Below are 23,818 nucleotides of genomic sequence, written 5' to 3'. Positions count from 1 at the left end.
TGCCGGGTTCGGCTCTCGTGGCACTTCCGTCATGCCGTCACGGAGAGATGGGACCCTCCCCGGATTCGTACACCCTCGCGAATACCATGTTCCTCCCGAAGCGTCGCCATCACTATTCACAGACCGCGGCCAATCCGGCTGCGGCAACGTCCTGTTCGTCATCCAGATGCACACAGCACCGGACACCGACCGGGGAACGCGGCCGAGAGCTCGACGCTCCGAGGATCGCAAGAGCACCACCGTTCGCCCTGGCAAGGATGGCCGACCCTTGCCGGCAAAGAGACCACCTGCTCACCACTGAACACAAAATCAGAATGGTCAGACTCCAGGAAAAGATCTCCGGATGTGAACTGTGACCGATCACTTGGGCTTCAGTCTTACGCAGTTGCGGTATTTTGTGGTGTCCGCCGAACTGGGCAACATTTCAGAGGCGGCAGAGAAGCTGTGCGCCTCGCAGTCAACAGTATCGGCGGCCGTTATACGGCTGGAGCGCCATCTTGGCGTGCAGTTGCTTCTCCGTCATCATGCCCGTGGCGTCTCCCTCACGCCCAGCGGCCGGCACTTGCTTCGAGAGGCTCGTGCATTGCTGGGGCACGCCAAGGGATTCAAGGCACGGGGCGACGCCCTGGCGGGCGAAACCGTCGGACAGCTCGACGTCGGATTCTTTTTTACGATCGCCCCGTTTCTCCTGCCTTTGACCTACCGGATGGCCAGAGAACGACATCCGGGGCTACAACTGAACGTCCATGAGGAATCCGCTGATCACCTTTTGGGCTTACTGCAGGACGGTCGCTGCGAATTAGCTGTGACATACGATTTCCTGTCGGGCGATTCCAGGTTTCACCCGCTGGTCGACTTGCCTGCCTACGCCCTCTTGGCAGACGATGACCCACTGGGCAGGGCCAACTCGGTGGGGCTGGACGAACTGACCACTCGACCGCTCATCACCTTGAACACCCCGGCCACTCTCCGCCATTTCGATAAATTGCTCGCCAACGCCGGCGTCCGCATGCCGCAGGTGATCACGACGACGAGCCTGGAGACCATGCGCGGCCTCGTGGCTGCCGGCTCCGGGTTCGCGTTGATGTACCAACGCGCTGCTAGCGGGGCGACTTTCGACGGAGGGAGCGTCCGAGCAGTCGAGATCGCCGATGTCCTGCCCCCTTCGTCACTCGGCGTCGCCATGATGCCCGATCTGGTCATGAGCAGCCGCGGTAGAGCCTTCTTGGACATGCTTCGATCGGTTATCTCGATAAGGCATGCCGTGCACTCGACAGCCTGACCAGTACCGGCATTTTGCACGCTTCCACCCATGATTTTCCCGGCACAAGTTATCGCAGTTTGAAGGAGTGTCGTGCTAGCGGTCATGTTCACGGGGCAGGGAAGTCAGAAAAAAGGAATGGGGGCCGACGTCTTCGGGCGTTATCCGGGCCTTGTGCAGTTCACTTCGGATGTGCTGGGATACGACATCGTTTCTCTGTGCACGGAAGACCCGGATTCCTTGCTGGCCCGCACGGAGTACACGCAGCCGGCCCTGTACGTCGTCAACGCGCTGCACACGTTCGAGCGGGTACACCAGGAGGACCGGCCGGCGGATTTCTATCTGGGGCACAGTCTGGGCGAGTACAACGCCCTGCTCGCGGCCGGTGTCTTCGACTTCGAAACGGGACTGCGACTGGTCGCCAAGCGCGGGAAACTGATGGCGGCGGCTTCCGACGGCGGCATGACCGCGGTGATGGATACGCCGGCGGAACAGCTGCGGGAAATCTTCGCCGAGGACGGAGTCGACGGCGTCGACATCGCCGGCTTCAACACCGGATCGCAGTTGACCATCGCGGCCACTGCGCCCGTACTGACCGCGGCGCACGCCTCCTTGCAGCACCGGGACGTCCGCTTCGTGCCGCTCAGGGTGAGCGCACCCTTCCACTCCCGGTACATGGAGCCGGCCCGCGTGCAATTCGCCGCATTCCTCGGGCAGTTCAGATTTTCCGAACCCACCACACCGGTCATCTCCAATGTCACAGCCCGGCCCTACGAGCCGGGGCAGGTGGCACACATGCTCACCGAGCAGTTGGTGGCCCCGGTGCGCTGGACCGACAGCGTCCGCGCGCTCCTCGACGGCGACGAGAGGCTCGAATTCACCGAAATCGGGGGCTTCACCCTTACGCAGATGGTGCACAAAATCAAGGTTGGAGTATGAGATATGGCGACGACGGAAAAGATCCGGCAGTACCTCGAGGAACGCTTCCTCTTCGAGTTCGACGACGTGATCACACCGGACACCGACCTGTTCAAGGCAGGTGTCATCGATTCGTTCGGGTACGTCAGGATGATGAGTTTCCTGGAATCCGAGTTCTCGGTCGAGATCAGTGCGGAGGACATACTCGAAAACGTCTTCGTAACACTCACCACGATCGACGCATTCATACAGAAGAAGATCTCCTCGAAGTAGAAGGACGGGACATGTGCGGGCTGGCCGGCTTCCTTTCGACTTCGCTGCACTCCGGTGCCACCACCGAGGTCATCACCTCGATGCTGTCGAACATCTGTCACCGCGGGCCGGACGAGGCCGGCTACTACCTGGATGACGGCATCGCCATGGGGGCGGTGCGGCTGGCGATCGTGGACCTCGCCGACGGCTCGCAGCCCATGTCCGACCCCTCACAGCGCTACTGGATCTGTTTCAACGGTGAGCTCTACAACCACATCGAGCTCCGCGCGGAACTGGAAGCCCTCGGCCGCCCGTTCCGGACCGACCACTCCGACACCGAAGTGGTACTCCAGGCCTGGATCCAGTGGGGAACGGACTGCTTCACCCGGTTCAACGGAGCCTTCGCGGTCGCCATCAGGGACGCGGTCGGCGGCGACCTCGTACTGGCCCGCGACCGCTACGGCAAACGCCCGCTGTTCTACGCCGACCACGGCGGCGACTTCCTGTTCGCGTCCGAGATGAAGGCGTTCCACGCCTTCCCCGGGTTCCGTTTCGCCTTCGATCCGAGGGAACTGGCCACGATCTACGCCACGTGGACGCCGCTGCCCGACCGCACGCCGTACCAGGGAATCCGCCAGCTCCCGATGGGCTCCGTGCTGACCCTCAGCGCGGGTCGCCGCTCGCTGCGCCCTTACGAGGACCTCTCCTTCGACGTGCCCGGCTTCGACGGGTCCGAGGCCGAGGCGATCGAGCTCATCAGGGAGACCCTGCACACCAGCGTGGAGATGCGCCTTCGCTCCGACGTCGAGGTCGGCGTCTACCTCAGCGGCGGCCTGGACTCCTCGGTGGTGACGCGACTGGCCACCCAGCTCTCCCCGCACCAGGTCCGCACATTCTCCGTGGCGTTCCAGGACAAGACCTTCGACGAGTCCGACAGCCAGCGCCTGGTCGCCGAGCACCTGGGCACCCGGCACTCCGGCGTCGCGATCACCGGCACGGACATCACCGACAACTTCCAGTCCGCCGTGTACCACGCCGAGGTACCCACCTTTCGTACCTCGTTCGTACCGATGTTCCTGTTGTCCCGGCACGTCCGCGACGCCGGCATCAAGACGATCCTCAGCGGCGAGGGATCCGACGAGGCGTTCCTCGGCTACTCGCTCTTCCGCGAGACCCTGCTGCGCCGGCGGTGGAACGAACTCCCCGATGACGAGCGCCGTACCCGACTGGCCGGATTGCACCCGGAGTTGACGCACTTCGGCCCCGCCCACCAGGCCCACCTGCTCGGGCTCTACCAGCAGTTCTCGGTGGAACGCCTGCCAGGTCTGTTCTCCCACGAGATGCGTTACCAGAACGGCCTGTTCGCCGCGCGCCTGCTCACCGACGGCCGTGAACCGTTCGGCGACCTGCTTGCCCTCGTAGCCGGGACTCCCGGCTACGCGCAGATGCCCGCGGTGCACAAGGCCCAGTGGCTGGAGTACAAGACACTGCTGGCCGGATTCCTTCTGTCCACGCAGGGAGAGCGCGCCGCCCTGGCGCACGGCGTCGAGAACCGCTGCCCGTTCCTCGACCCGGCCGTGGTGCGCGCCGCCGCGTCGGTGAATCTCCGCTACGACGACGGTCAGGTCGAGAAGGCCCTGTTGAAGAAGGCATTCCGTGCCGAGCTCCCGGAGTGGACCACGCGGCGCCCCAAACAGCCCTACCGCGCACCGGGCAGCACCGTGTTCAAGGACAATCGCCCGGACTACCTGGAACTGCTGCTGTCCGACCACGAGTTGGCCGAGCTCGGCTTCGTGGACCAGCAGTTCGCCCGCCGCCTGGTCAACAAGGTCATGGCGTCGCCGGTGGAGGAGATCAGCACCAAGGAGGACCATGCCTTCCTCTACCTGCTGACGACCGCCGTACTCCATCGGCAGTTCGTGCGGGGCGACGGCAGTCGGCCTGGCCGCCCGTCGACCGCCACGCTGAACCTGCGCGTGACCGTGGACAACCGTCGTGCCGTGCAGCAAGCGGAGGAGAGCCGATGAGTGCCGACGACATCGCGATCACCGGTCTCGCCCTGCGGTTCCCCGGTGCCGACACGCTGGCCGAGCTGTTCGACCACCTCTCGGCGGGACGCTCGCTGATCACCGAGGTGCCCGCGGAACGGTGGTCGAAGGAACGCTACTTGGGCGATCCGCGCGAGGACGAGGAGAAGACGAACAGTGTCTGGGCCGGGTTCATCGAGGACGCCGACCGCTTCGACGCCGCCTTCTTCAACATCTCCCCGCGTGAGGCGGAGACGATGGACCCCCAGCAGCGGTTCGCGCTGGAGCTGGCGTGGCAGGCCATCGAGGACGCGGGCTACCGGGCGGGCGAGCTCGCGGGCAGCCGCACGGGCGTGTTCATGGGTGTCTCCCACGCCGACTACGCCGAGTTGATCGAACGCGACGACGTGCCGGCCGACGGCTATTTCCCGACCGGCACGGCGTTCTCCGTCGTCGCCAACCGGCTGTCCTACTTCTTCGACTTCCACGGCCCCAGCATCGCCAACGACACCGCCTGCTCCAGCTCCCTGGTCTCGCTCTACGAGGCCGTCACCGCACTGCGCAACGGCGACTGCGAGCTGGCGCTGGCCGGCGGGGTGAACCTGTGCTGGTCGCCGAAGCTGTTCGTGGCGTTCAGCAAGGCCGGCATGCTCTCCCCCACCGGCACCTCGCACGCCTTCGACCAGGGCGCCGACGGGTTCGTCCGCGGCGAGGGCGGCGCGGTCCTGCTGCTCAAACCGCTGGCCAAGGCGGTGGCGGACGGCGACCTGGTACACGCGGTGGTCAAGGGCGTCGGCACCAACCACGGCGGCAAGACCAACTCGCTGACCGTGACCAACCCGGCCGCGCAGGCCGCACTGATCGAGGAGGTCCACACCCGCGCCCGCATCGCGCCCGACACCGTGGGCTACATCGAGGCACACGGGCCGGGCACACCGGTCGGCGACCCGATCGAGGTCGTCGGCCTCAAGCGCGCCTTCCAGAGCCTGCACGACGCCAACGGAACCCGGCCGCGGCCGGGCAGCACGGGCATCGGGTCGATCAAGACCAACATCGGTCACCTGGAATCGGCCGCTGGTGTGGCGGGTGTGGTGAAAGTGATCGGCGCGATGGCCGCCGGAGTGCTGCCGGCGACGGTCAACTTCGAGGCCCTGAACCCGTTGATCGACCTGGACGGCAGTCCGTTCTACATCGTCGGTGACACGCGGCCGTGGCCGGCCGGCGAGGGCGTGCCGCGTCGGGCGGGCGTCAGTTCGTTCGGGTTCGGTGGGACCAACGCCCATGTGCTGCTGGAGGAACACGTCGGCGCGCGGCCGGCCGTCGAGAGGCCGGGACCGCACGTCGTCCCGCTCTCGGCGAAGACTCCGGAGCGGCTGCGCGCGCTGGCCGAGCGGTTGCGGGACCACCTGCGGGCACCGGAGCACACGCTACGGCCGAGCCAGTCGGCGGCCGACATCGCCCACACGCTCCAGTTCGGCCGCGAACCCATGCGGGCCAGGGCCGCGTTCGTCGTCGCGGACCGGGAACAGCTAGTCGCCGCGCTGGAGTCCGTCGCGGACGGTGAGGTGCGCAACCCCGCCGGGGCCGGGCACGAGGTGTTGGCCGCGGCGGAGTCGTGGGTGCGCGGCGGGGCCGCCGACTGGCCCCGGCACCCCGGGGCGCACCGCGTGCGGCTGCCGGCCTACCCTTTCGCCCGGGACCGGCACTGGTACGTGGCGCCGCGGTCCGGGATGCCGGACACCGCGACGCTGCACCCGCTCGTCCACCGGAACACCTCCGATCTGGCGCAGCAGCGCTACACCTCCGTGTTCACCGGCTCCGAGCCCTTCCTCGCCGCACACCGGGTCCACGGCCGTCGGGTGCTGCCCGCGGCCGCCTACCTGGAGATGGCGCGGGCCGCCGTGGAGTGCGCGGCGCCGCGGGACGGGGCGGTCCGGCTGCGCGACGTCGCGTGGCGGCGGCCGCTCGTCGTCGACGAACCGGTCGAGGTGCACATCGGGCTGACGCCGCGCGGTGACGCCATTGACTTCGCGTTCCTCCAGGGTGAGACGACCCACAGCACGGGATCCGCCGAGGTCGTCCCGGTGCCGGAACCGTCGCCGCTGGACCTGGACGCCCTGCGCGTGTCCTGCCACACCTCGCGCGACACCGGCGAGATCTACGCGCGCCTGCGTGCCCAGCATCTGGAGTACGGGCCGGCCCTGCGCGCGCTGCGCGAGGTCCGGGTGGGGCGCGACGAGGCGCTCGTCCGCATCCGTCCGACGGAGGGTGGCGGGTACGTGCTGCCGCCGAGTGTCCTGGATGCCGCCTTCCAGACATCCGTGGTCCTGATGGGCGAGGCGTCCGGCCCGACGCTGGCCTTCGCCCTCGACGAGCTCCAGGTCCACCGGCCCTGCCCGTCCGAGACATGGGCGTGGGTCCGACGGAGCGGGGGCTCCGGGGCGCTCGCCACGTTCGACATCGACCTGTGCGACCGCGACGGCGTACTGAGCGTCGGCCTGCGGGGGCTCGCCCAGCGCACCACCGACGCGGGTCCGCGCGTCGTCACGGCGATCCCCCGGTGGATCGACCGGCCGCTGAACGCCGACGGCGGTTCCCGCACCGCGCACACCATGGCCCTGCCGGGGATCGCGCCGGCCCGCCCGGCCGACGGCATCGACGCCGTGACCGACCAGGCGTTCGCCGACGTCCAGCGGCTGCTGGCGGCCGGTCCCAAGGACGAGCACCGGTTCGTGGTACTGGTCGACGCCCGGGTACCGGCGCACTTCCACGCACCGCTGGTGGGCCTGTTCCGCACGGTCGCGCTGGAGAACCCGCTCGTCTCGGGCCGCTTGGTCCGGATCCCGGGCCTTCAGGCGACGTCCCCGGCAGAGGTGGCGCGGATCGTGCGCGAGGAGTGCGCCGACGGCTCCGCCGACACCGACGTCCGCTACACCGCCGACGGCGCCCGGCAGGTACGCGAGCCCGTCGAGACGCCGCTCGGCGCCGGTCCGCAGGTGCCGGAGCTGCGGACCGGGGGCGTGTACTGGGTGACCGGTGGCCTGGGCGGCATCGGCCCGCACCTCGCCCGCTACTTGAGCCGTGCGGAGGCGACAGTCGTCCTCAGCGGACGGTCCGCGGACGGCTCCGTGGAGTCCCTGCGCGCCGAGGGGGTCGACGCACACCACCTGCCGGTCGACGTCACCGACGCCCGAACCGTGCGCGCCGCGGTCGAGACGATCCTGCGGGAGCACGGTGCGCTCCACGGCGTTGTGCACGCGGCCGGGGTGCTGCACGACCAGTACCTGCTGCGCAAGGACCTCACCGACGTCCGCCGCGTGACCGCGCCGAAGGTCCGGGGCGCGCTCTGCCTCGACGCCGCCACCCGCCACCTCGACCTGGATTTCTTCGTGCTGTTCTCCTCGGTCGCCGGTGTCTACGGCAACCCGGGGCAGTCCGACTACGCGGCGGCCAACGCCTTTCTGGACGCCTTCGCCGAGCACCGCCAGGCGCTGGTCGACGCGGGCGAGCGCAGTGGCAGGACCGTGGCCGTCAGCTGGCCGCTGTGGGCCGACGGCGGCATGACGGCGGACGAGGTCACCCGCGAGTCGCAGCGCCGCGAGCGCGGGTGGGAGCCGCTGCCCACGGAGGACGGACTGCGCGCCTTCGGCCGGTCCCTGCGCGCCGACGCCCCCGCCCACGTCGTCGTCGCCTACGGCACCGAGGCCTCCCTCGCCGGGCCGCGCCGCCCCGCGCCGGCCCGCCCGGCGTCGTCCGGTGGCGCCGTCGACGGAAACCTGCAGGAGCAGACCGAGGAGCTGCTCACGGGGATCATCGCCGAGGTCCTCCGGCACGCCCCCGAGGACCTCGACACGACCGCCAACCTCATCGACTACGGCATCGACTCGCTGGGCATCCTGGGGGTGACCGCGCGGCTGGAGAAGGTGTTCGGGCCGCTGTCCAAGACGATCTTCTTCGAGTACCTGAACATCGCGGACGTGGCGGCGCACTTCGTGGAATCACGGCCCGAGCAGTTGGCAACCGTGCTGGGGGCGAGCGGAGGCGCCGGCGCGCCGGCCGTCCCGGCAGCGGCTCCGGCCACGTGGTCCGAGGGCCGGGCGGAGCCGCGCGCAGTCGAGTCCGGCCGGGTGGAGTCCGGCGGCGTGGCGCCCGAAACAGCAGAGCCCGACAGGGCGGAGTCCGGCGACGTGGCTCCGGAAGCAGCAGAGCCCGGCAGGACGGAGTCCACCGCTCCCGTCGTCCGCGAACCCGAGCGCGACGACCGGCACGACATCGCGATCGTCGGCGTGTCCGGGCGTTACCCCGGTGCCGAGACCCTGGACGAGCTGTGGGAGCTGCTGGAGAGCGGCCGGCACGTGTTCGAGGAGATCCCCGCCGACCGCTGGGACCACGAGGCCGTCTACGACCGCGACCGGGCCGTGCCGGGCAAGACCGTGATCAGGACCGGGACGTTCCTCCGCGACATCGACACGTTCGACCCCCGGTACTTCCGCATCTCCAAGCGCGAGGCCGAGCAGATGTCCCCGGAGGTGCGGCTCTTCCTCCAAGCCGGCGTGCAGGCGTTGGAGGACGCCGGCTACTCGCGGGAGACCATCCACCGCCGCTACCAGGGCGATGTCGGCGTGCTCGTGGGGACCATGAGCAACCACTACAACCTGTACGGCTTCCAGAACAGTCTCACCCGCGGCGCCCCGCAGAGCGGCAGCTACACGGGCACGATCCCCAACATGCTGTCCTACTTCTACGGCCTGACCGGGCCATCGATCTTCGTGGACACCATGTGCTCGGCCTCGTCCACGTGCGTGCACCAGGCCGTGCAGATGCTGCGGTCCGGCGAGTGCCGGATGGTGGTCGCCGGCGGCATCAACCTGATGCTGCACCCGTACAACCTCATCACCTCGTCGCAGGAGCATTTCACCACCGGCACCTCCGACGTGATCCGCAGCTACGGCCACGGTGTGGACGGCACCATCCTCGGTGAGGGCGTCGGCGCGGTCGTGCTCAAGCCGCTGGTCGACGCCGAGCGCGACGGCGACCAGGTGTACGCAGTGATCCGGGGCACCGCCCTGTCCAACTCCGGTACCCGCAACGGCTTCACCGTGCCGAACCCGGTGATGCAGGCGCGCGCGATCGAGAAGGCCCTGGACGACGCCGGTGTCGACCCGCGGACGATCAGCTACGTCGAGGGGCACGGCTCGGGCACCGCGCTGGGCGACCCGATCGAGGTCCGGGCGCTGACGTCGGCGTACCGGAAGTACACGGCGGCCAGGCAGTTCTGCGCGCTCGGCTCCGTCAAGTCCAACATGGGGCACCTGCTCGCGGCGGCCGGCATGATCGGTCTGGCCAAGGTGCTGCTCCAGTTCCGGCACGGCAAGCTGCTGCCGTCCCTGCACAGCGCGGAACTCAACCCGGACATCGACTTCGCCGACACGCCGTTCTGGGTACAGCAGTCGGTGGCCGACTGGAGGCCGACGGTCACCTCGGCCGACGGCCGGCAGGTGCCCTTGCCCCGGCGGGCCGGCGTCACCTCGATCGGCGCCGGCGGGATGAACTCGCACATCATCCTGGAGGAATACCCCGAACGCCCGGTGCGCCGGGAGCCGTTCGGCGAGCAGCTGTTCGTGTTCTCGGCGATGAACGAAGCAGCGCTCGGGCGCTACCTGGCCGCCTTCCGCTCCTACCTCGGCGGGGCGCGGGAGACCGACCTGCCCGACATCGCGTTCACCCTGCGGGTCGGCAAGAACGAGCTGCCCCACCGCTGGGCGTTCGTAGCAGCGGACAAACGGTCGGCGCTGGCAGCCGTGGACGGCTATCTCGCCGGCCGGCGGGACCTGCCCGCGCACGAGCTCGCCGCGACCTGGGTCGCCGGCAGGAGCGTCGACTGGGAACGGTTGCCGGCAGAGCGCCGGGTGTCGCTGCCCCCGTACCCGTTCGAGAAGGTGCGCTGCTGGGTCGAGCCGACCGACGGCGCGCCGACCGTGCTGGCCCCGCTGGCGTTGCGGGAGCGGCTGCACCCGTTCCTGGGGCGCAACGAGTCCGATGTCCGCGGCCTGCGCTACGGCGTGGACGTCCGCCTCGCCGACCTGCTCGACTACGGCTACCGCCTGGACAAGGTGCCCGCCATCGCGCCGGCCTTCGCCGTGGACCTCGCGCTGGCCACCGCGAAGGTCAGCGGGTTCGCCGAGCCGGCGTCCGTCCACGACCTCCGCGTGCTGCGGCCGATCGACTGGTCCGCGACCGAGCGGCTGGTCACGGAATTCGCCGACGGTCACGGCACCGTCCGGACCGAGGACGGGTCGGCGGCTGTGGAGTTCACCGTGCGGGCCGCCACGGCGCCGTCGGGCCGGATCGAGTTGTCCGGGCTGCGGCCGGTCCGCACGCGGGAGGAGTTCCTGGCCGAACTGGCCACCGGCGGGCTGGACTTCAATACGACGGCGTGCGCGGTCGACGGCGTGTTCCGCGCCTCGGACGGCCGGACCGTGCTGAGCGTCGGCCGGCCCGCGTTCCAGCAGGACCACGTCCGGCGCAACATCACCGTCGAGCCGTTCGTGCTCGTCGTGATCGCGCAGGGTGTGCAGTGGGAGGCCAAGCGCACCGGGGTGCCGGACTGGCCCCGGGTCGCGCTCAACCACATCGCGGAGATCCACGTGCGGGCCGGGGCGGCGGTCACCCATGTGGTGTTCGGGGACGACCGGATCGAGCTGGTCGGGGAGACGGGTGAGGTGGTCGGCGAGCTGCGCGGGGTGCGGCGCGGCGTCGACGGCGCGGAGCCGGCCGTACGGCCGGTGCCGCGGACCGCCCCGGAGCCGGCCGCCCGGGGAGCGGCGGTCACGCGGCCGGCTGCGCCGGGCGGGTCCGCGCCGGACGGGTCCGCACCGGACGGGTCCGCGCTGGTCGAGGCCCTGCGCTCCATCGCCGCCGGCCTCCTCAAGTTCGAGGCGGAGGAGCTCGATCCACGTACCGGTCTGGACGCGTTCGGATTTGACTCGATCTCGCTGGTGACCTTCGCGCAGGAGATCCACGAGCGGTTCGGCGTCAAGGTCAGCCCGGCGGTCTTCTTCGATGTCAGGACGTTGGAAGGGCTGGGCGCCCACCTGGCCGACGAACACGGTGTCACGGTGGAGGTGGAGTCCCGGCCTGTCCTGGTCGAGGCGGAGACGCCACCTGTCCGGAGCGAGGTCGAGCAGCCGCAGCCAGGACGGGCCGCGTCCGATCCGCGCATGCCGGTCGCCGTCATCGGCGCGGCGGGGCGCTTCCCGGGCGCCCGCGATCTGGACGCGTACTGGGCGAACCTGGTGGCGGGCAAGGACTCCGTCACCGCGTTCCCCTGGCACCGGTACGACGCGGACCACCGCAGGGCCCTCAAGGCCCAGGACTTCCCCCAGCGGATCGGTGCCCTGGAAGACGTCGACGCCTTCGACGCCGAGTTCTTCCGCGTCCTGCCGCGCGAGGCCGAGCTGATGGACCCCCAGCACCGCCTGGCGCTGGAGACGGTGTGGCAGGCGCTGGAGGACAGCGCGTACCGGCCGGCCGACCTGCCGGCCCGCACGGGCGTGTTCATCGGCGTCACGGGCAACGACTACGCGACCCTCCTGACCGCGCTCGGAGTGGCACCGGACGCGTTCACCTCGACCGGGACGACGCACTCGATCCTCGCCAACCGCATCTCGTACCTGCTCGACGTGCGCGGCCCGAGCGAACCGATCGACACGGCCTGCTCCAGCTCGCTGGTGGCGGTGCACCGCGCGATGGAGGCGATCCGTTCCGGCGCGTGCGACATGGCCGTCGCGGGCGGGGTGAACGTGCTGCTCCATACGGACACGTTCGTCAGCGCGCACCGTGCGGGCATGCTCAGCCCGGACGGCCTGTGCAAGACCTTCGACGCCGACGCGAACGGCTATGTGCGGGGCGAAGGGGTCGGGGCGGTCGTGCTCAAGCCCTTGGCGGCAGCGGAGCGCGACGGTGACGCGATCCTCGGAGTGCTCAGGGGAAGCGCGTTCAACCACGGGGGCCGGGCGAACTCGCTGACCGCGCCCAACGCCGATGCCCAGGCCGAGCTCGTGACAACCGCCGTCGGCGACCTCGATCCCGACACCATCGGCTACATCGAGACACACGGCACCGGTACGGCCCTCGGCGATCCGGTGGAGGTGCGTGCGCTGCGCACGGCGTTCCGCCGGCTGGGGCGGAGCGACGACGGTGCGTGCGGCCTCGGTTCGGTCAAGACCAACATCGGTCACCTGGAGGCAGCCGCGGGCATCGCCGGGCTGCTGAAGGTGCTGCTCGCGCTCCGGCACGGGGTGCTGCCGGCGACTCAGCACCTCCGGCAGGTCAACCCGTACATCGAACTGGACGGTGGTCCGTTCCACATCGTGCGGGAGAACACGTCCTGGCCGCGGCCCCGCAACCGTGAGGGCGGTGTGGCACCGCGGCGCGCCGGGGTGAGCAGCTTCGGTTTCGGTGGCGCCAACGCCCACGTCGTCGTCGAGGAGTACGTGCCCGGCGGCCAGGACACGGAGCACGAGAGGGCCGGCGGGAGTGTGGCGGTGCCGCTTTCGGCACGCACCGCGCGGCAGTTGACCGAGCGCGCCCGGGATCTGCTGGCCTACCTGGAGGAGTCGGACGAGGTACCGCTCCGGTCCGTCGCGTGGAGCCTGCAGGTCGGCCGTGAGGAGATGGCGGAGCGGGGCGGCTGGGTCGTCTCCTCGCGCGCCGAACTCGTCGACAGGCTGCGGGCGTTCGTCACCACCGGCGACCGTGGGGACGGCGGCGACCTGATCGGGCGGTGGACCGGCGGCGCCACCGTCGATTGGCGTGCGGTGTCCGACGGCCCGACGCCCGGTCGCGCGCACCTGCCCGGCTATCCCTTCGCCCGCGACCGGTTCTGGTTCCCCGGTACCAACAAGGAAGGCGCGAAGAAGGAAAGCACGGAGAAGGAAAGCACGGGGAAGGAGAGGGAGCAGGAGGAGGGCGAAAAGGGGGAGAGCACCGGGAGGGCGAGTGGCACGGTCCTGCTGACTCCGCGGTGGACGCCGACGCCCGCCGCCTCGACCGAACGGTACGACCGGCGCGTCGTCATCCTGTGCGGGGGTGCGGGTTCGGTGCCCGGAGCCATCCGCCTGGAGACCGCCAAGCAGCGGCCGGAGAGCCGGTTCCGTGACCTGTCGTGGCAGGTGGCCAAGGCCCTCCAGGGCCTCGACGACCGGCACGGCACCACACTGGTCCAGGTCGTCACCGACACCCCCGCCCTGTCCGGGCTGCTGCGGACCGTCGCCAAGGAGAACCCGCGGATCGTCGGCCAGGTCATCGTCATCGACGATGCCGAGGGCGACGGCGGTGTCGACGTGGCCGCTGTCGTGGCGGAGAACGCGACCACCGCGGATGACCTCGTCGTCCACCGCGGCGGTGTCCGGCACACGCTGACCTGGGACCCGGCGCCTCGCGGCACGGGCTCCTCGGCACCCTGGCGGGACGGCAGCGTATATCTCATCACGGGCGGCGCCAGTGGCATCGGTGCCCTGACGGCCCGCCGGATTGCCGCCGACGTGCGGCGGCCGACCCTCGTGCTCGCCGGCCGGTCACCGGGCGACGACCGGATCGAGCGCCTTCTCGCCGACCTGCGGCAGGCCGGAGCGGTGGCGCGGTACGTGCGCGCCGACGTCTCCCGCTGGGAAGAAGTGCGCCATCTCGTCGCCGAGGCCGGCGAGGTGAACGGAATCGTGCACGCCGCCGGCGTGGTGCGGGATGCGCTGCTCGCGGAGAAGACCGCCGAACAGTGGGACGACGTGCTCGCGGCCAAAGCGGACGGCCTCGTCCACCTCGACCGGGCCACCGAGCACTGTCCGCTGGATTTCGTGCTCGCGTTCTCCTCGGGCGCCGCGATCACCGGCAACCCCGGGCAGTCCGACTACGCCACCGCCAACGCCTGCCTCGACTCGTTCGCCGCGGTACGCAACACCTGGGTCGCGGACGGACGTCGCCGCGGGCGCACGCTCTCCCTCGCCTGGCCGCTGTGGCAGGACGGCGGCATGCGGGTGAGCGACCGCACGCGGGCGTACCTGTGGGCGGACCGGGGGCTCGCGCCGATGCCCACGGAGGAGGGGTTCAGGGCGCTGAGCGACGCCTGGCACACGGGAGCGGACCAGGTGTGGGTGCACCACGGCGATCCGGACCGCGTGCCGACCGGAGCGCCGGCTGCGGCGCCCGAGGTGCCCGAGGTGCCCGAGGTGCCCGCGACGCCCGAGGTGCCCGCGACGCCCGCGACGCCCGCGACGCCCGCGACGCCCGCGGCGCCCACCACTGACACGACCGTCCTCAACCACCTCCTCACCCTGTTCGCCGAGGTCACCAAACTCGCGCCGGAGGCGGTGGATCCCGACCGCCCACTCGCCGAGATCGGCCTGGAGTCGGTGATGGTCCTCCAGCTCAACCGGGCGCTGGCCGAGACCCGTCCCCACGTCTCTTCAACGCTCTTCTACGAGCAGCCGACGCTGCGGGCAGTGGCCGACCGACTCGCCGGCCACGGCGCGGAGCCGGCGCACCCACGGCCGGCCGCCACCGGCGAACCGCACGTCCACACCCGACAGCCGGTGGCCGGCACCGCGCAGCGGGCCGTCCCTACCGAGCAACGCGCCGTCGGCGCCGAGCGGCGGGCCGTCCGCACGGACATGCCGACGGCCCGCGCCGAGGAGCCGATCGCGGTCATCGGGCTGAGCGGGCGCTACCCGGGCGCCGCCGGCCCGGAACAGTTCTGGGACAACCTCAAGGCGGGCCTGGACGGCATCCGTGAGATCGACCGCTGGCCGCTGGACGGCTTCTTCGAACCGGACCGCAACACCGCGGTCGCCACCGGTCGCAGCTACAGCAAGTGGGGCGGATTCCTCGACGACTTCGCGGCGTTCGACCCCAGGTTCTTCGGCATCGCCCCCCGGGACGCGTACGCCATGGACCCGCAGGAGCGGCTCTTCGTGCAGGCCGCGTGGGAGGTGCTGGAGGACGCGGGCTACACCAGGGCACGCCTCGCCGAACGCCACGACCACCGGGTCGGGGTGTTCGCCGGCGTCACCAAGGTCGGCCACGCCCGGCACGGCGTGGGCCGGCTGCCCTCCGGCGAACTCGTGGTGCCCGGCCTGTCGTTCGCCTCGCTGAGCGCCCGCGCCTCCTACCTGCTCGACCTGCGCGGACCGAGTCAGACGATCGACACGATGTGCTCGGCGTCGCTGACCGCTATCCACGAGGCATGCGAGCAACTCCGGCGCGGCGCGTGCGAGGTGGCGCTCGCCGGCGGCGTGAACCTCTACACGCACCCGCTGGACTACGTCGAACTGTGCCGCTCCGGCATGCTCTCGCCCGACCACAGCTGCCGTAGCTTCGGCGCCGGCGGTCACGGCTTCGTCCCCGGTGAAGGCGTCGGGTGTGTGCTGCTCAAGCCGCTGTCGCGCGCGGAGGCCGACGGGGACCGCGTGCTCGCGGTGATCCGAGGCTCCAGCGTCAACCACGGCGGCCGCACCACCGGCTACACCGTGCCGAGCCCGGTCGCCCAGGCCGCCCTGATCCGGCAGGCGTTGGACCGGGCCGGTGTCTCCGCCCGGCAGGTCGGTTACGTCGAGGCACACGGCACCGGCACCGAACTGGGCGACCCGATCGAGATCACGGGCCTGACCAGGGCGTTCGAACAGGACACCGCGGACCGGCAGTACTGCGCGATCGGCTCGGTGAAGTCGGGCATCGGCCACCTGGAAGCCGCGGCCGGGGTGGCCGGTCTGACCAAGGTCCTGCTCCAGCTCAGGTACCGGCAGCTCGTGCCGAGCCTGCACGCCGACGAGCCCAACCCGAACATCGACTTCGCATCGACCCCGTTCCGGCTCCAGCGTGAGCTGAGCCCTTGGCACTCCGACGGCCCGCGGATCGCGGCGGTGTCCTCCTTCGGTGCCGGCGGCTCGAACGCGCACCTGATCGTCGAGGAGTATCCCGTGCAGCCCACTGACGGTGCGACAAGCAGCGCGGCGCAGATCGTCGTCCTCTCGGCGAGGACGCCCGAGCAACTCACCGCGTCCGTCGACAGGCTGGCCTCCTTCCTCGACCGCCGCCCTGACACCGACCTCGCCGACCTGGCCTTCACGCTCCAGGTCGGCCGGGAGGCGATGCCCGAGCGGTACGCGCTCGCGGTGTCCTCGACCGCTGAGCTGAGGAGTGGTCTGAGGGCCGGCCGGGGGCACCGGGGCACCGTCGAGGCCGAGGGTGGTCTGCTCGCGGAGCTCACCGGCGACAGCGATCTCCAGGAACTGCTGGTGCAGCGGTGGCTCGCCGCCGGCAAGCTCTCCGAGGTCGCGGCGCTGTGGGCGTCGGGCGCCGAGGTGGACTGGGCACGCCTGCACCAGGGGGTGCCGCGCCGACCGGTGTCCCTGCCGACGTACCCGTTCGCCAAGGAGCGTTTCTGGATCGGTGACCTGACCGGCCCGGGGCCCGCGCCGGTGCCTGCTCCGGTGCCTGCTCCGGTCCCCGAACCCGTGGTCACGCACCGGAGTCCGGACGAACTGGTGCCCGCCGTGGTGCGGGACAAGATCGCCCGCGCGCTGGCGTTGCGGGTCGACGAGATCGACGGCGGGCAGGCGTTCGCCGACTACGGCCTGGACTCGATCCTCGCGATCCGTGTGGTGCACCAGCTCAACGACGCACTGTCGCTGGACCTGCCGACGAGCGTGGTCTTCGACTTCAGCTCGGCCGACCGGCTGGCCGCGCATCTGCTCGCCGAGTACGGGGACACCATCGTCTGTACCGAGGACGTCCCGGACTCGACGTCAGGTCCACAGACCGTCCCGGAACCGGTCGTGGCGCCCGCCTCCATGAGGAACGAGCACCGGGAAAGCCGTTCGGCGGACGGGGAGCGCGGACCGATCGCGGTGATCGGCATGAGCGGCCGGTTCGCCGGCGCCGACTCGCTCGACGGACTCTGGACGCATCTGGTCAACGGCGACGACCTGGTCACCGAGGCGACCCGGTTCGACCTCGACGGTCTGAGCGCCTGCACCCGGGGCGGCTTCCTGCACCGCATCGACGAGTTCGACGCGATGTTCTTCGGCATCTCCGGCACCGAAGCCGCCGTGATGGATCCCCAGCAGCGGCTGCTGCTCGAAGAGTCCTGGAAGGCGTTGGAGGACGCCGGCTACGCGGGCCGGACGGGCGGGCAGCGCTGCGGCGTCTACGTCGGGGCGTGGGCGGGCGATTACCAGGGGCTCCTCGACCAGGACGCACCGGCGCAGGCCCTGTGGGGCAACATGACGTCGGTCATCCCCAGCCGGGTCTCCTACTTCCTCGACCTCAAGGGGCCGGCCATCGCCGTCGACACCTCGTGCTCCAGCTCGCTCGTGGCGATCGACCTGGCCTGCAAGGACCTCCGGTCCGGTGAGACGTCGATGGCGTTGGCGGGCGGGGTGTTCCTCCAGTCCACGCCACGGCTGTACGGGCTCGCCGGCCGCGCCGGGATGCTCTCGCCGACCGGCCGCTGCCACACCTTCGACCACCGCGCCGACGGGTTCGTACCCGGCGAGGGCGTCGGCGTCGTCGTACTCAAACGCCTGGCGGACGCGCTGGCCGACGGCGACCACATCCACGGCGTGATCAAGGCGAGCGGGGTCAACCAGGACGGTGCCACCAACGGCATCACGGCGCCGAGTTCGGTGTCCCAGGAGACCCTGCTCGGCGAGGTGTACGAGCAGTTCGGCGTCGACGTGGAGCGCATCGGACTCGTCGAGGCGCACGGAACCGGCACCAAGCTCGGCGACCCCATCGAGTTCCAGGCGCTCGACCGGGCCTTCCGCGCCCGCACCGACAAGTCGGAGTACTGTGCGCTCGGTTCGCTGAAGACCAACATCGGCCACACCCAGTTCGCGGCCGGTGTCGCCGGCGTGCTCAAGGTGCTTCTGGCGATGAAGCACGGGCAGATCCCGGCCTCGCTGCACTTCGAGGCGGCCAACGAGGCGATCTCCCTCGCCGGAAGCCCGTTCTACGTGAACACCCGCACCCGGCGCTGGGAGTCGCCCGCCGGCGTGCCGCGGTGCGGGGTGGTGAGTTCCTTCGGCGCCAGCGGGACCAACGCGCACCTCGTGCTCGAAGAGGCCCCGCCCGTGGCCCGCGCCACGACGCAGCAGGCCGAACACGTGGTGGTGCTGTCGGCCGGCACCGAGCAGCAACTCGCCGAACAGCGGAGCCGGCTGGCGGCGCACATCCGCGCCGAGGCGCCCCTCGACCTCGGCGACCTCGCGTACACGCTGGCTGTCGGGAGGGCGCGTCTCGCGCACCGGTTCGCCTGCGTGGTCCGTGATCCCGGCGAACTGCTCCAGGTCCTCGACGGGACGCTCCCGGCCCGCAGGCCCGACGACGACCGGATGCCCGCCCGGGGCCGGCGCATCCCGCTGCCGACCTACCCCTTCGCCCGCGACCGGCACTGGCCCGCGACCGGCGTCGCACGGGTGACGCTGACGCGTACGGACGGCCTGCTGCGCGACCACGTGGTGCAGGGCCGCCACATCCTGCCCGCGGTCGCCCATCTCGAACTGGCACGCATGGCAGTGGGCGCCCGGACGGTGCGGATGCGCCACGTGACGTGGGTGCAGCCGCTGGAGGTCGCGGACGATCCGGTCGACGTACGGGTCGAGGTACGCGCGGCCGGCAAGGGCGGTCGACGATTCGCGATCACCACGGGCCACACCGTCTGCTGTGAGGGCGGCATCGCCCCGTCCGACGCCCCGCGCCCGGCACGGGTCGACCTCGCCGCACTGCGCGCGGACTGCCCGGACACCGTGTCCGCAGACCGGATCCGCGAGGCCCTGGCGGCGAAGGGCATCGAGCACGGGCCGACCCTGCGAGCGATCCGGCAGGCGCACGTCGGCGCCGGGACCGTGTTGGCCGAACTGGTGCTGCCCGGGTCGGCGGAGCCGGGGGTGCTGACGCCCGCGATGCTGGACTCGGCGATCCAGGCGTCGGTCGCGGCCCACCTCACCGCGTTGGAAGACACTGCCGTGCCGTTCGCCCTGGAACAGCTCGACCTGTTCGCGCCGTGCACGCCGACGATGTGGGCAGTGGTGCGGGGCGTCGCGTCCGGGCCGCTGGGCAAGCTGGACGTCGACCTGGTCGACGCCGACGGCGAGGTCTGCGTACGGCTGACCGGGTACTCCGCGCGCCGCACCGCCCCGAGGGCCGGACGGGCCGAGCCCGCGGCGCTGTTCGCGCCCGTGTGGGATCCGGTCACCGCGTCCGAGGCGCCCGTGCCGCAAGCGGCGGACCGGGTGCTGGTCGTCGGCCGGCCCGGCGCGCTGGAAACCGCCCTGCCCTGGCCGTTGCCGCCATCGGCGACCGTCGAGGAGGTGACCGATGCGCTCCGTGACCTCGGGCCGGTCGACCACCTGGTCTGGGCCGCGCCCGAGCCCGCCCTCGACCCCACCGACGCCGCCGGGTACGCGGCGGCCCAGGACGAGGGCGTCGTCCCGGCCTTCCGCATGATCAAGGCACTGATCGGTGCCGGGTACGACGCCCGGCCACTGGGGATCACCCTGATCACCACGCGTGCGCTCGCCACCCACGCCCAGGACGCCGTCCAGCCGGCGCACGCCGGACTGCACGGCCTGTTCGGGTCGTTGGGACGGGAGTACCCGCAGTGGACCGTGCGCCGCGTCGACCTCGACGGCCCCGAGTGGCCCGCCGACCTCGCGGCCCTGCCCGCCCGGTCACCCGACGACGCGTGGGTCCGACGGGCCGGACAGTGGCTCACCCGGCGCTGGGCACCGTGTGCGGCACCGGCACAACCGGTGTACCGCGAGGGCGGCGTCTACGTCGTGATCGGCGGTACCGGCGGCCTGGGCACGGCCTGGACCCGGCACATGGTGCAGCGCTACGGCGCACACGTCATGTGGATCGGCCGCAGCCCGCACGACGCGTCCGTGACGGAGAAGCTCCGCTCCGTCACCGGGCGCGGCACGGTCGGCTATCTCAGCGCCGACGCCGGGGACCCGGCCGCGCTGCGCCGTGCCGTCGCGGAGATCAGGCGGCGCCATCCGCAGATCCACGGGGTGGTGCAGGCCGCCCTCGTGCTGCGGGACAGCACGCTCGCCAGGATGGACGAGGCCGCGCTCCGCACTGCGCTGCGGGCCAAGGTCGACGTCACGACCGCGATGGCCGAGGTCTTCGACGGTGCGGGACTGGACTTCGCCGTACTGCTGTCGTCGATGCAGTCCTTCACCACGGCGGCCGGCCAGGGCAACTACGCGGCCGGGTGCACCTTCAGCGACGCCTATGCACACGCGCTCGGCGCGCACTGGGACACACCGGTCAGGGTCATGAACTGGGGCTGGTGGGGCACCTTGGGGAGCGTCACGTCCGCGTTCTACCGGGAGCGGATGGGCCGGGCGGGGCTGGTGTCGATCGAGCCGCATGAGGGGCTCGCCGCCATGGACGCGCTGCTCGGCGGAGACCAGCGGCAGCTCGCGTTCGTCAAGACGAACCAGCACAACACGTTGTCCCACTTCGACCGCGCCACCGAGGTCACCGTGCACAAACCGACGCCGTCACGGGTCAGCGGCGAGCTGTTGACCGCGTCCGACGGCGCGGACGACCGCATGGACGAGGTCGTGCGGTGGCGCCGGACCGAGCGCGATCCGTGGCTGGCCAAGGTCCTTTCGGCGCAGGTGGCGCTTCTCGACCCCACGACGGTCCTGCCGTCCTACGCCGCGTGGTGGGAGCACGCCCGGCGCGTCCTGGTGCCGGCCGGGCCGGTGGACGAGGTGCTCGGGCAGTGGGACCGGCAGTGCACGCTGTGGTCGGCCGACCCCGACCGCAGGGCCGAGCTGCGGTTGGCCTCCGCCACGCTCACCACGCTGCCGGACATCCTCACCGGCCGGACCCGGCCCACCGATGTCATCTTCCCGCGCGGTTCCATGGAACTGGTGGAGGGCTGCTACCGGGACAATCATGTCGCCGACGTGTTCAACCGTGCCATGGCACGGGCCGCCGTCACCGTCGTCTCGGAGCGGTTGCACCGGGAACCCGGCGCGCGGCTGCGGATCCTGGAGATCGGCGCCGGTACCGGCGGGACCAGCGCGGGGATGTTCGCCGCGCTGAAGCCGTACCAGGACAGCATCGAGAGTTACCTCTACACGGACCTGTCCAAGGCGTTCCTCAACCACGCGCGTGCCACCTACGGGCCGGACGTGCCGTACCTGGACTGCCGGCTGCTCGACATCGAACAGCCGCTGGCCGGGCAGGACATCGCCGAGGGGCGTTTCGACCTCGTGATCGCCGCCAACGTGCTGCACGCGACCAGGGACACCCGCACCACCCTGCGCAACGCCAAGGCCGCCCTGCGGGCCGGCGGATGGCTGCTGTTGAACGAGCTGTCGGCGTTCGACCTGTTCAGCCATGTCACGTTCGGACTGCTCGAAGGCTGGTGGCTGTTCGACGACCGGTCGCTGCGCATTCCGGGCTCCCCCGCGCTCTCGCCGGAGAATTGGCGGGAGGTGCTGGCCGGCGAGGGTTTCCGCACCGTGGTGTTCCCGCTGTCGCAGGCGCTCCCCCTGGGGCAGCAGATCATCGCGGCGGAGAGCGACGGGGTGGCCCGGCAGCGGAGCCGGGCCGTGGCGGAGGGAAGCGCGCGGCCCGCAGCCGGTGGCGCGGAGCGGCCGGCGCCGCAACCGCAGCCCACACCCGCCGCGACTCCCTCGCCGCATCCCCCGTCCACACGTCCTGCGGCCGCCCCGATGTCCGGGCCCCGCGGCACGGCCGTGAGCCCCCCGACCGAGCGGACCGGGCCCGCCCCCTCCCCCGCACCGACGACGCGATCCGGCCTGAGCACGCTCCTCCTCGACAAGGCCGCCGCCGTCCTGGGCATCCCCGCCGACCGGATCGACCCCTCGACCCCACTCACCGCCTACGGCTTGGACTCCCTCCTCGTCCTCCAACTCACCAGCGCCCTGCGCGAGGACCTCGGCGCGGACATCCCCGCCACCCTGCTCTTCGACATCGTCTCCATCGACGGCCTGACCTCCCACTTCGCGGGCCCGGCAAGCGAACGGTGGAACCTCTCCCGCGGTCAGCTGACCATGTACCAGGACCAGCAACGCCAACCGGAGTCGGCCGCCTACAACCTCCCGCTGCTCTTCGAGCTCCACGGCGACCTGGACGAGACGGCCCTGGAACGGGCGGTCCGCGCGCAGACGGAGATCCACCCGGTGCTGAGTGCACTCTTCGGTGAGCGGGACGGCATGCCGTACATGGACATCGTCCCGACCAGGGCCCCGTCGTTCGACCGGGTCACCCTCACGGCCACCTCGCGCGAGGCTCAACTGGCCGCGCTGCGGGACCTGGCCGACGTCCCGTTCGACCTGGCGACCGGTCCACTGGTCCGGGCCCACCTGGTCTCCCTCCCCGGACGACGACGGCTGCTGCTGCTCACCGCGCACCACATCCTGCTGGACGGCACGTCGACGGCCGTCCTGATCCGTACGCTCAAAGCGGCCTACCGGGGCGAGGGGGGGCCGGGCCGCACCCCCTACGGCGACTTCGTCACCTGGGAAGAAGCGCTGCTCGACGGTGTACGGGCAGCGCCGCACCGGGACTACTGGCTCCGTGAGCTGGCGGGACCTCGCACGGCGCTCGCGCTGCCCTACGACCGTCCTTACGACCCAAAGCGGCTGCCCCGAGTGGAGGTGATGCGGGAGAAGCTGTCGCCGGCGCTGGCCGCCGCACTCGCCGGCACGGCACGGGACCACCGGGTCAGTGTCGCCACGGTGCTGTTCACGACGTTCGTACGGTTCCTGCACCGGCTGACCGGACAGGACGACCTGGTCCTGGGCATGACTGCGGCTGCCCGCTACGAGGAGCGGTTCCGGGACGTGGTCGGCCAGTTCGCGAACTGCCTGCCCCTTCGGTGCACAGCCACCGGCAGCTTCCCCGAGCTGCTCGCGTCCGTGCAGCGCACGATGGTGGCCGGTATCGAACACGGCGCCTACCCACTGCGGGAAATCGCCCGAGCGCTGGGCACCGACGACGAACCGCTGGTCCTGACGAACTTCCTGTTCCAGAACTTCGAGGGCGCCGAACTGCTCACCGATGACTCACCGGCCGCGGAGGGCGATTTGGACCTGCGCCCGTTCGATGACCTGCCATATGCCGGGGAGTATGTACTTTCCCTGGAATTCTATCGGGAGGGTGAAGGCTACAAGGTATTCCTCAAATACGACGCAAACGTATTCACCGAAGCCACGGCGCGACACATGATGGACGAGTGGCATACGACCGTCCAGAATGAGATGGGCATGCAACAAGGGGCCATTTCTGTCGATGCCACCCGCCGATGAAGAGCGAATCC

5 protein-coding genes are annotated in these 23,818 nt (G+C 70.8%); all 5 read left to right on the top strand.

Going from position 1 to position 23,818, the window contains the following annotated elements:
- The first annotated feature begins 352 nt into the window (after positions 1 to 352).
- The 5 genes from ACFV8T_RS34345 to ACFV8T_RS34325 all read left to right on the top strand — a co-directional run bounded on the left by ACFV8T_RS34345 (position 353) and on the right by ACFV8T_RS34325 (position 23,807).
- Positions 353 to 1,282, top strand: coding sequence for a LysR family transcriptional regulator (locus ACFV8T_RS34345; protein ID WP_385335238.1), 930 nt, complete (start codon positions 353 to 355; stop codon positions 1,280 to 1,282).
- A gap of 84 nt (positions 1,283 to 1,366) precedes the next feature.
- Complete coding sequence (fabD, locus tag ACFV8T_RS34340) at positions 1,367 to 2,200, top strand: ACP S-malonyltransferase (protein WP_385335329.1); 834 nt, start codon at positions 1,367 to 1,369, stop codon at positions 2,198 to 2,200.
- A gap of 3 nt (positions 2,201 to 2,203) precedes the next feature.
- Positions 2,204 to 2,452: an acyl carrier protein gene (locus tag ACFV8T_RS34335; RefSeq protein WP_385335236.1), complete on the top strand. Its 249-nt coding sequence runs from the start codon at positions 2,204 to 2,206 to the stop codon at positions 2,450 to 2,452.
- 11 nt (positions 2,453 to 2,463) lie between these two features.
- On the top strand, positions 2,464 to 4,458 hold the full coding sequence (asnB, locus tag ACFV8T_RS34330) for an asparagine synthase (glutamine-hydrolyzing) (protein ID WP_385335234.1): 1,995 nt from the start codon (positions 2,464 to 2,466) through the stop codon (positions 4,456 to 4,458).
- Complete coding sequence (locus tag ACFV8T_RS34325; protein ID WP_385335232.1) at positions 4,455 to 23,807, top strand: SDR family NAD(P)-dependent oxidoreductase; 19,353 nt, start codon at positions 4,455 to 4,457, stop codon at positions 23,805 to 23,807. The genes asnB and ACFV8T_RS34325 overlap by 4 nt, the downstream gene beginning before the upstream one ends.
- Positions 23,808 to 23,818: the final 11 nt, after the last annotated feature.

This window comes from Streptomyces sp. NPDC059832 (genome assembly GCF_042731715.1).
Lineage (GTDB): Bacteria > Actinomycetota > Actinomycetes > Streptomycetales > Streptomycetaceae > Streptomyces.
Note: the sequence above shows the minus strand (reverse complement) of the source record. Positions and strands in the feature narration are given on the sequence as shown.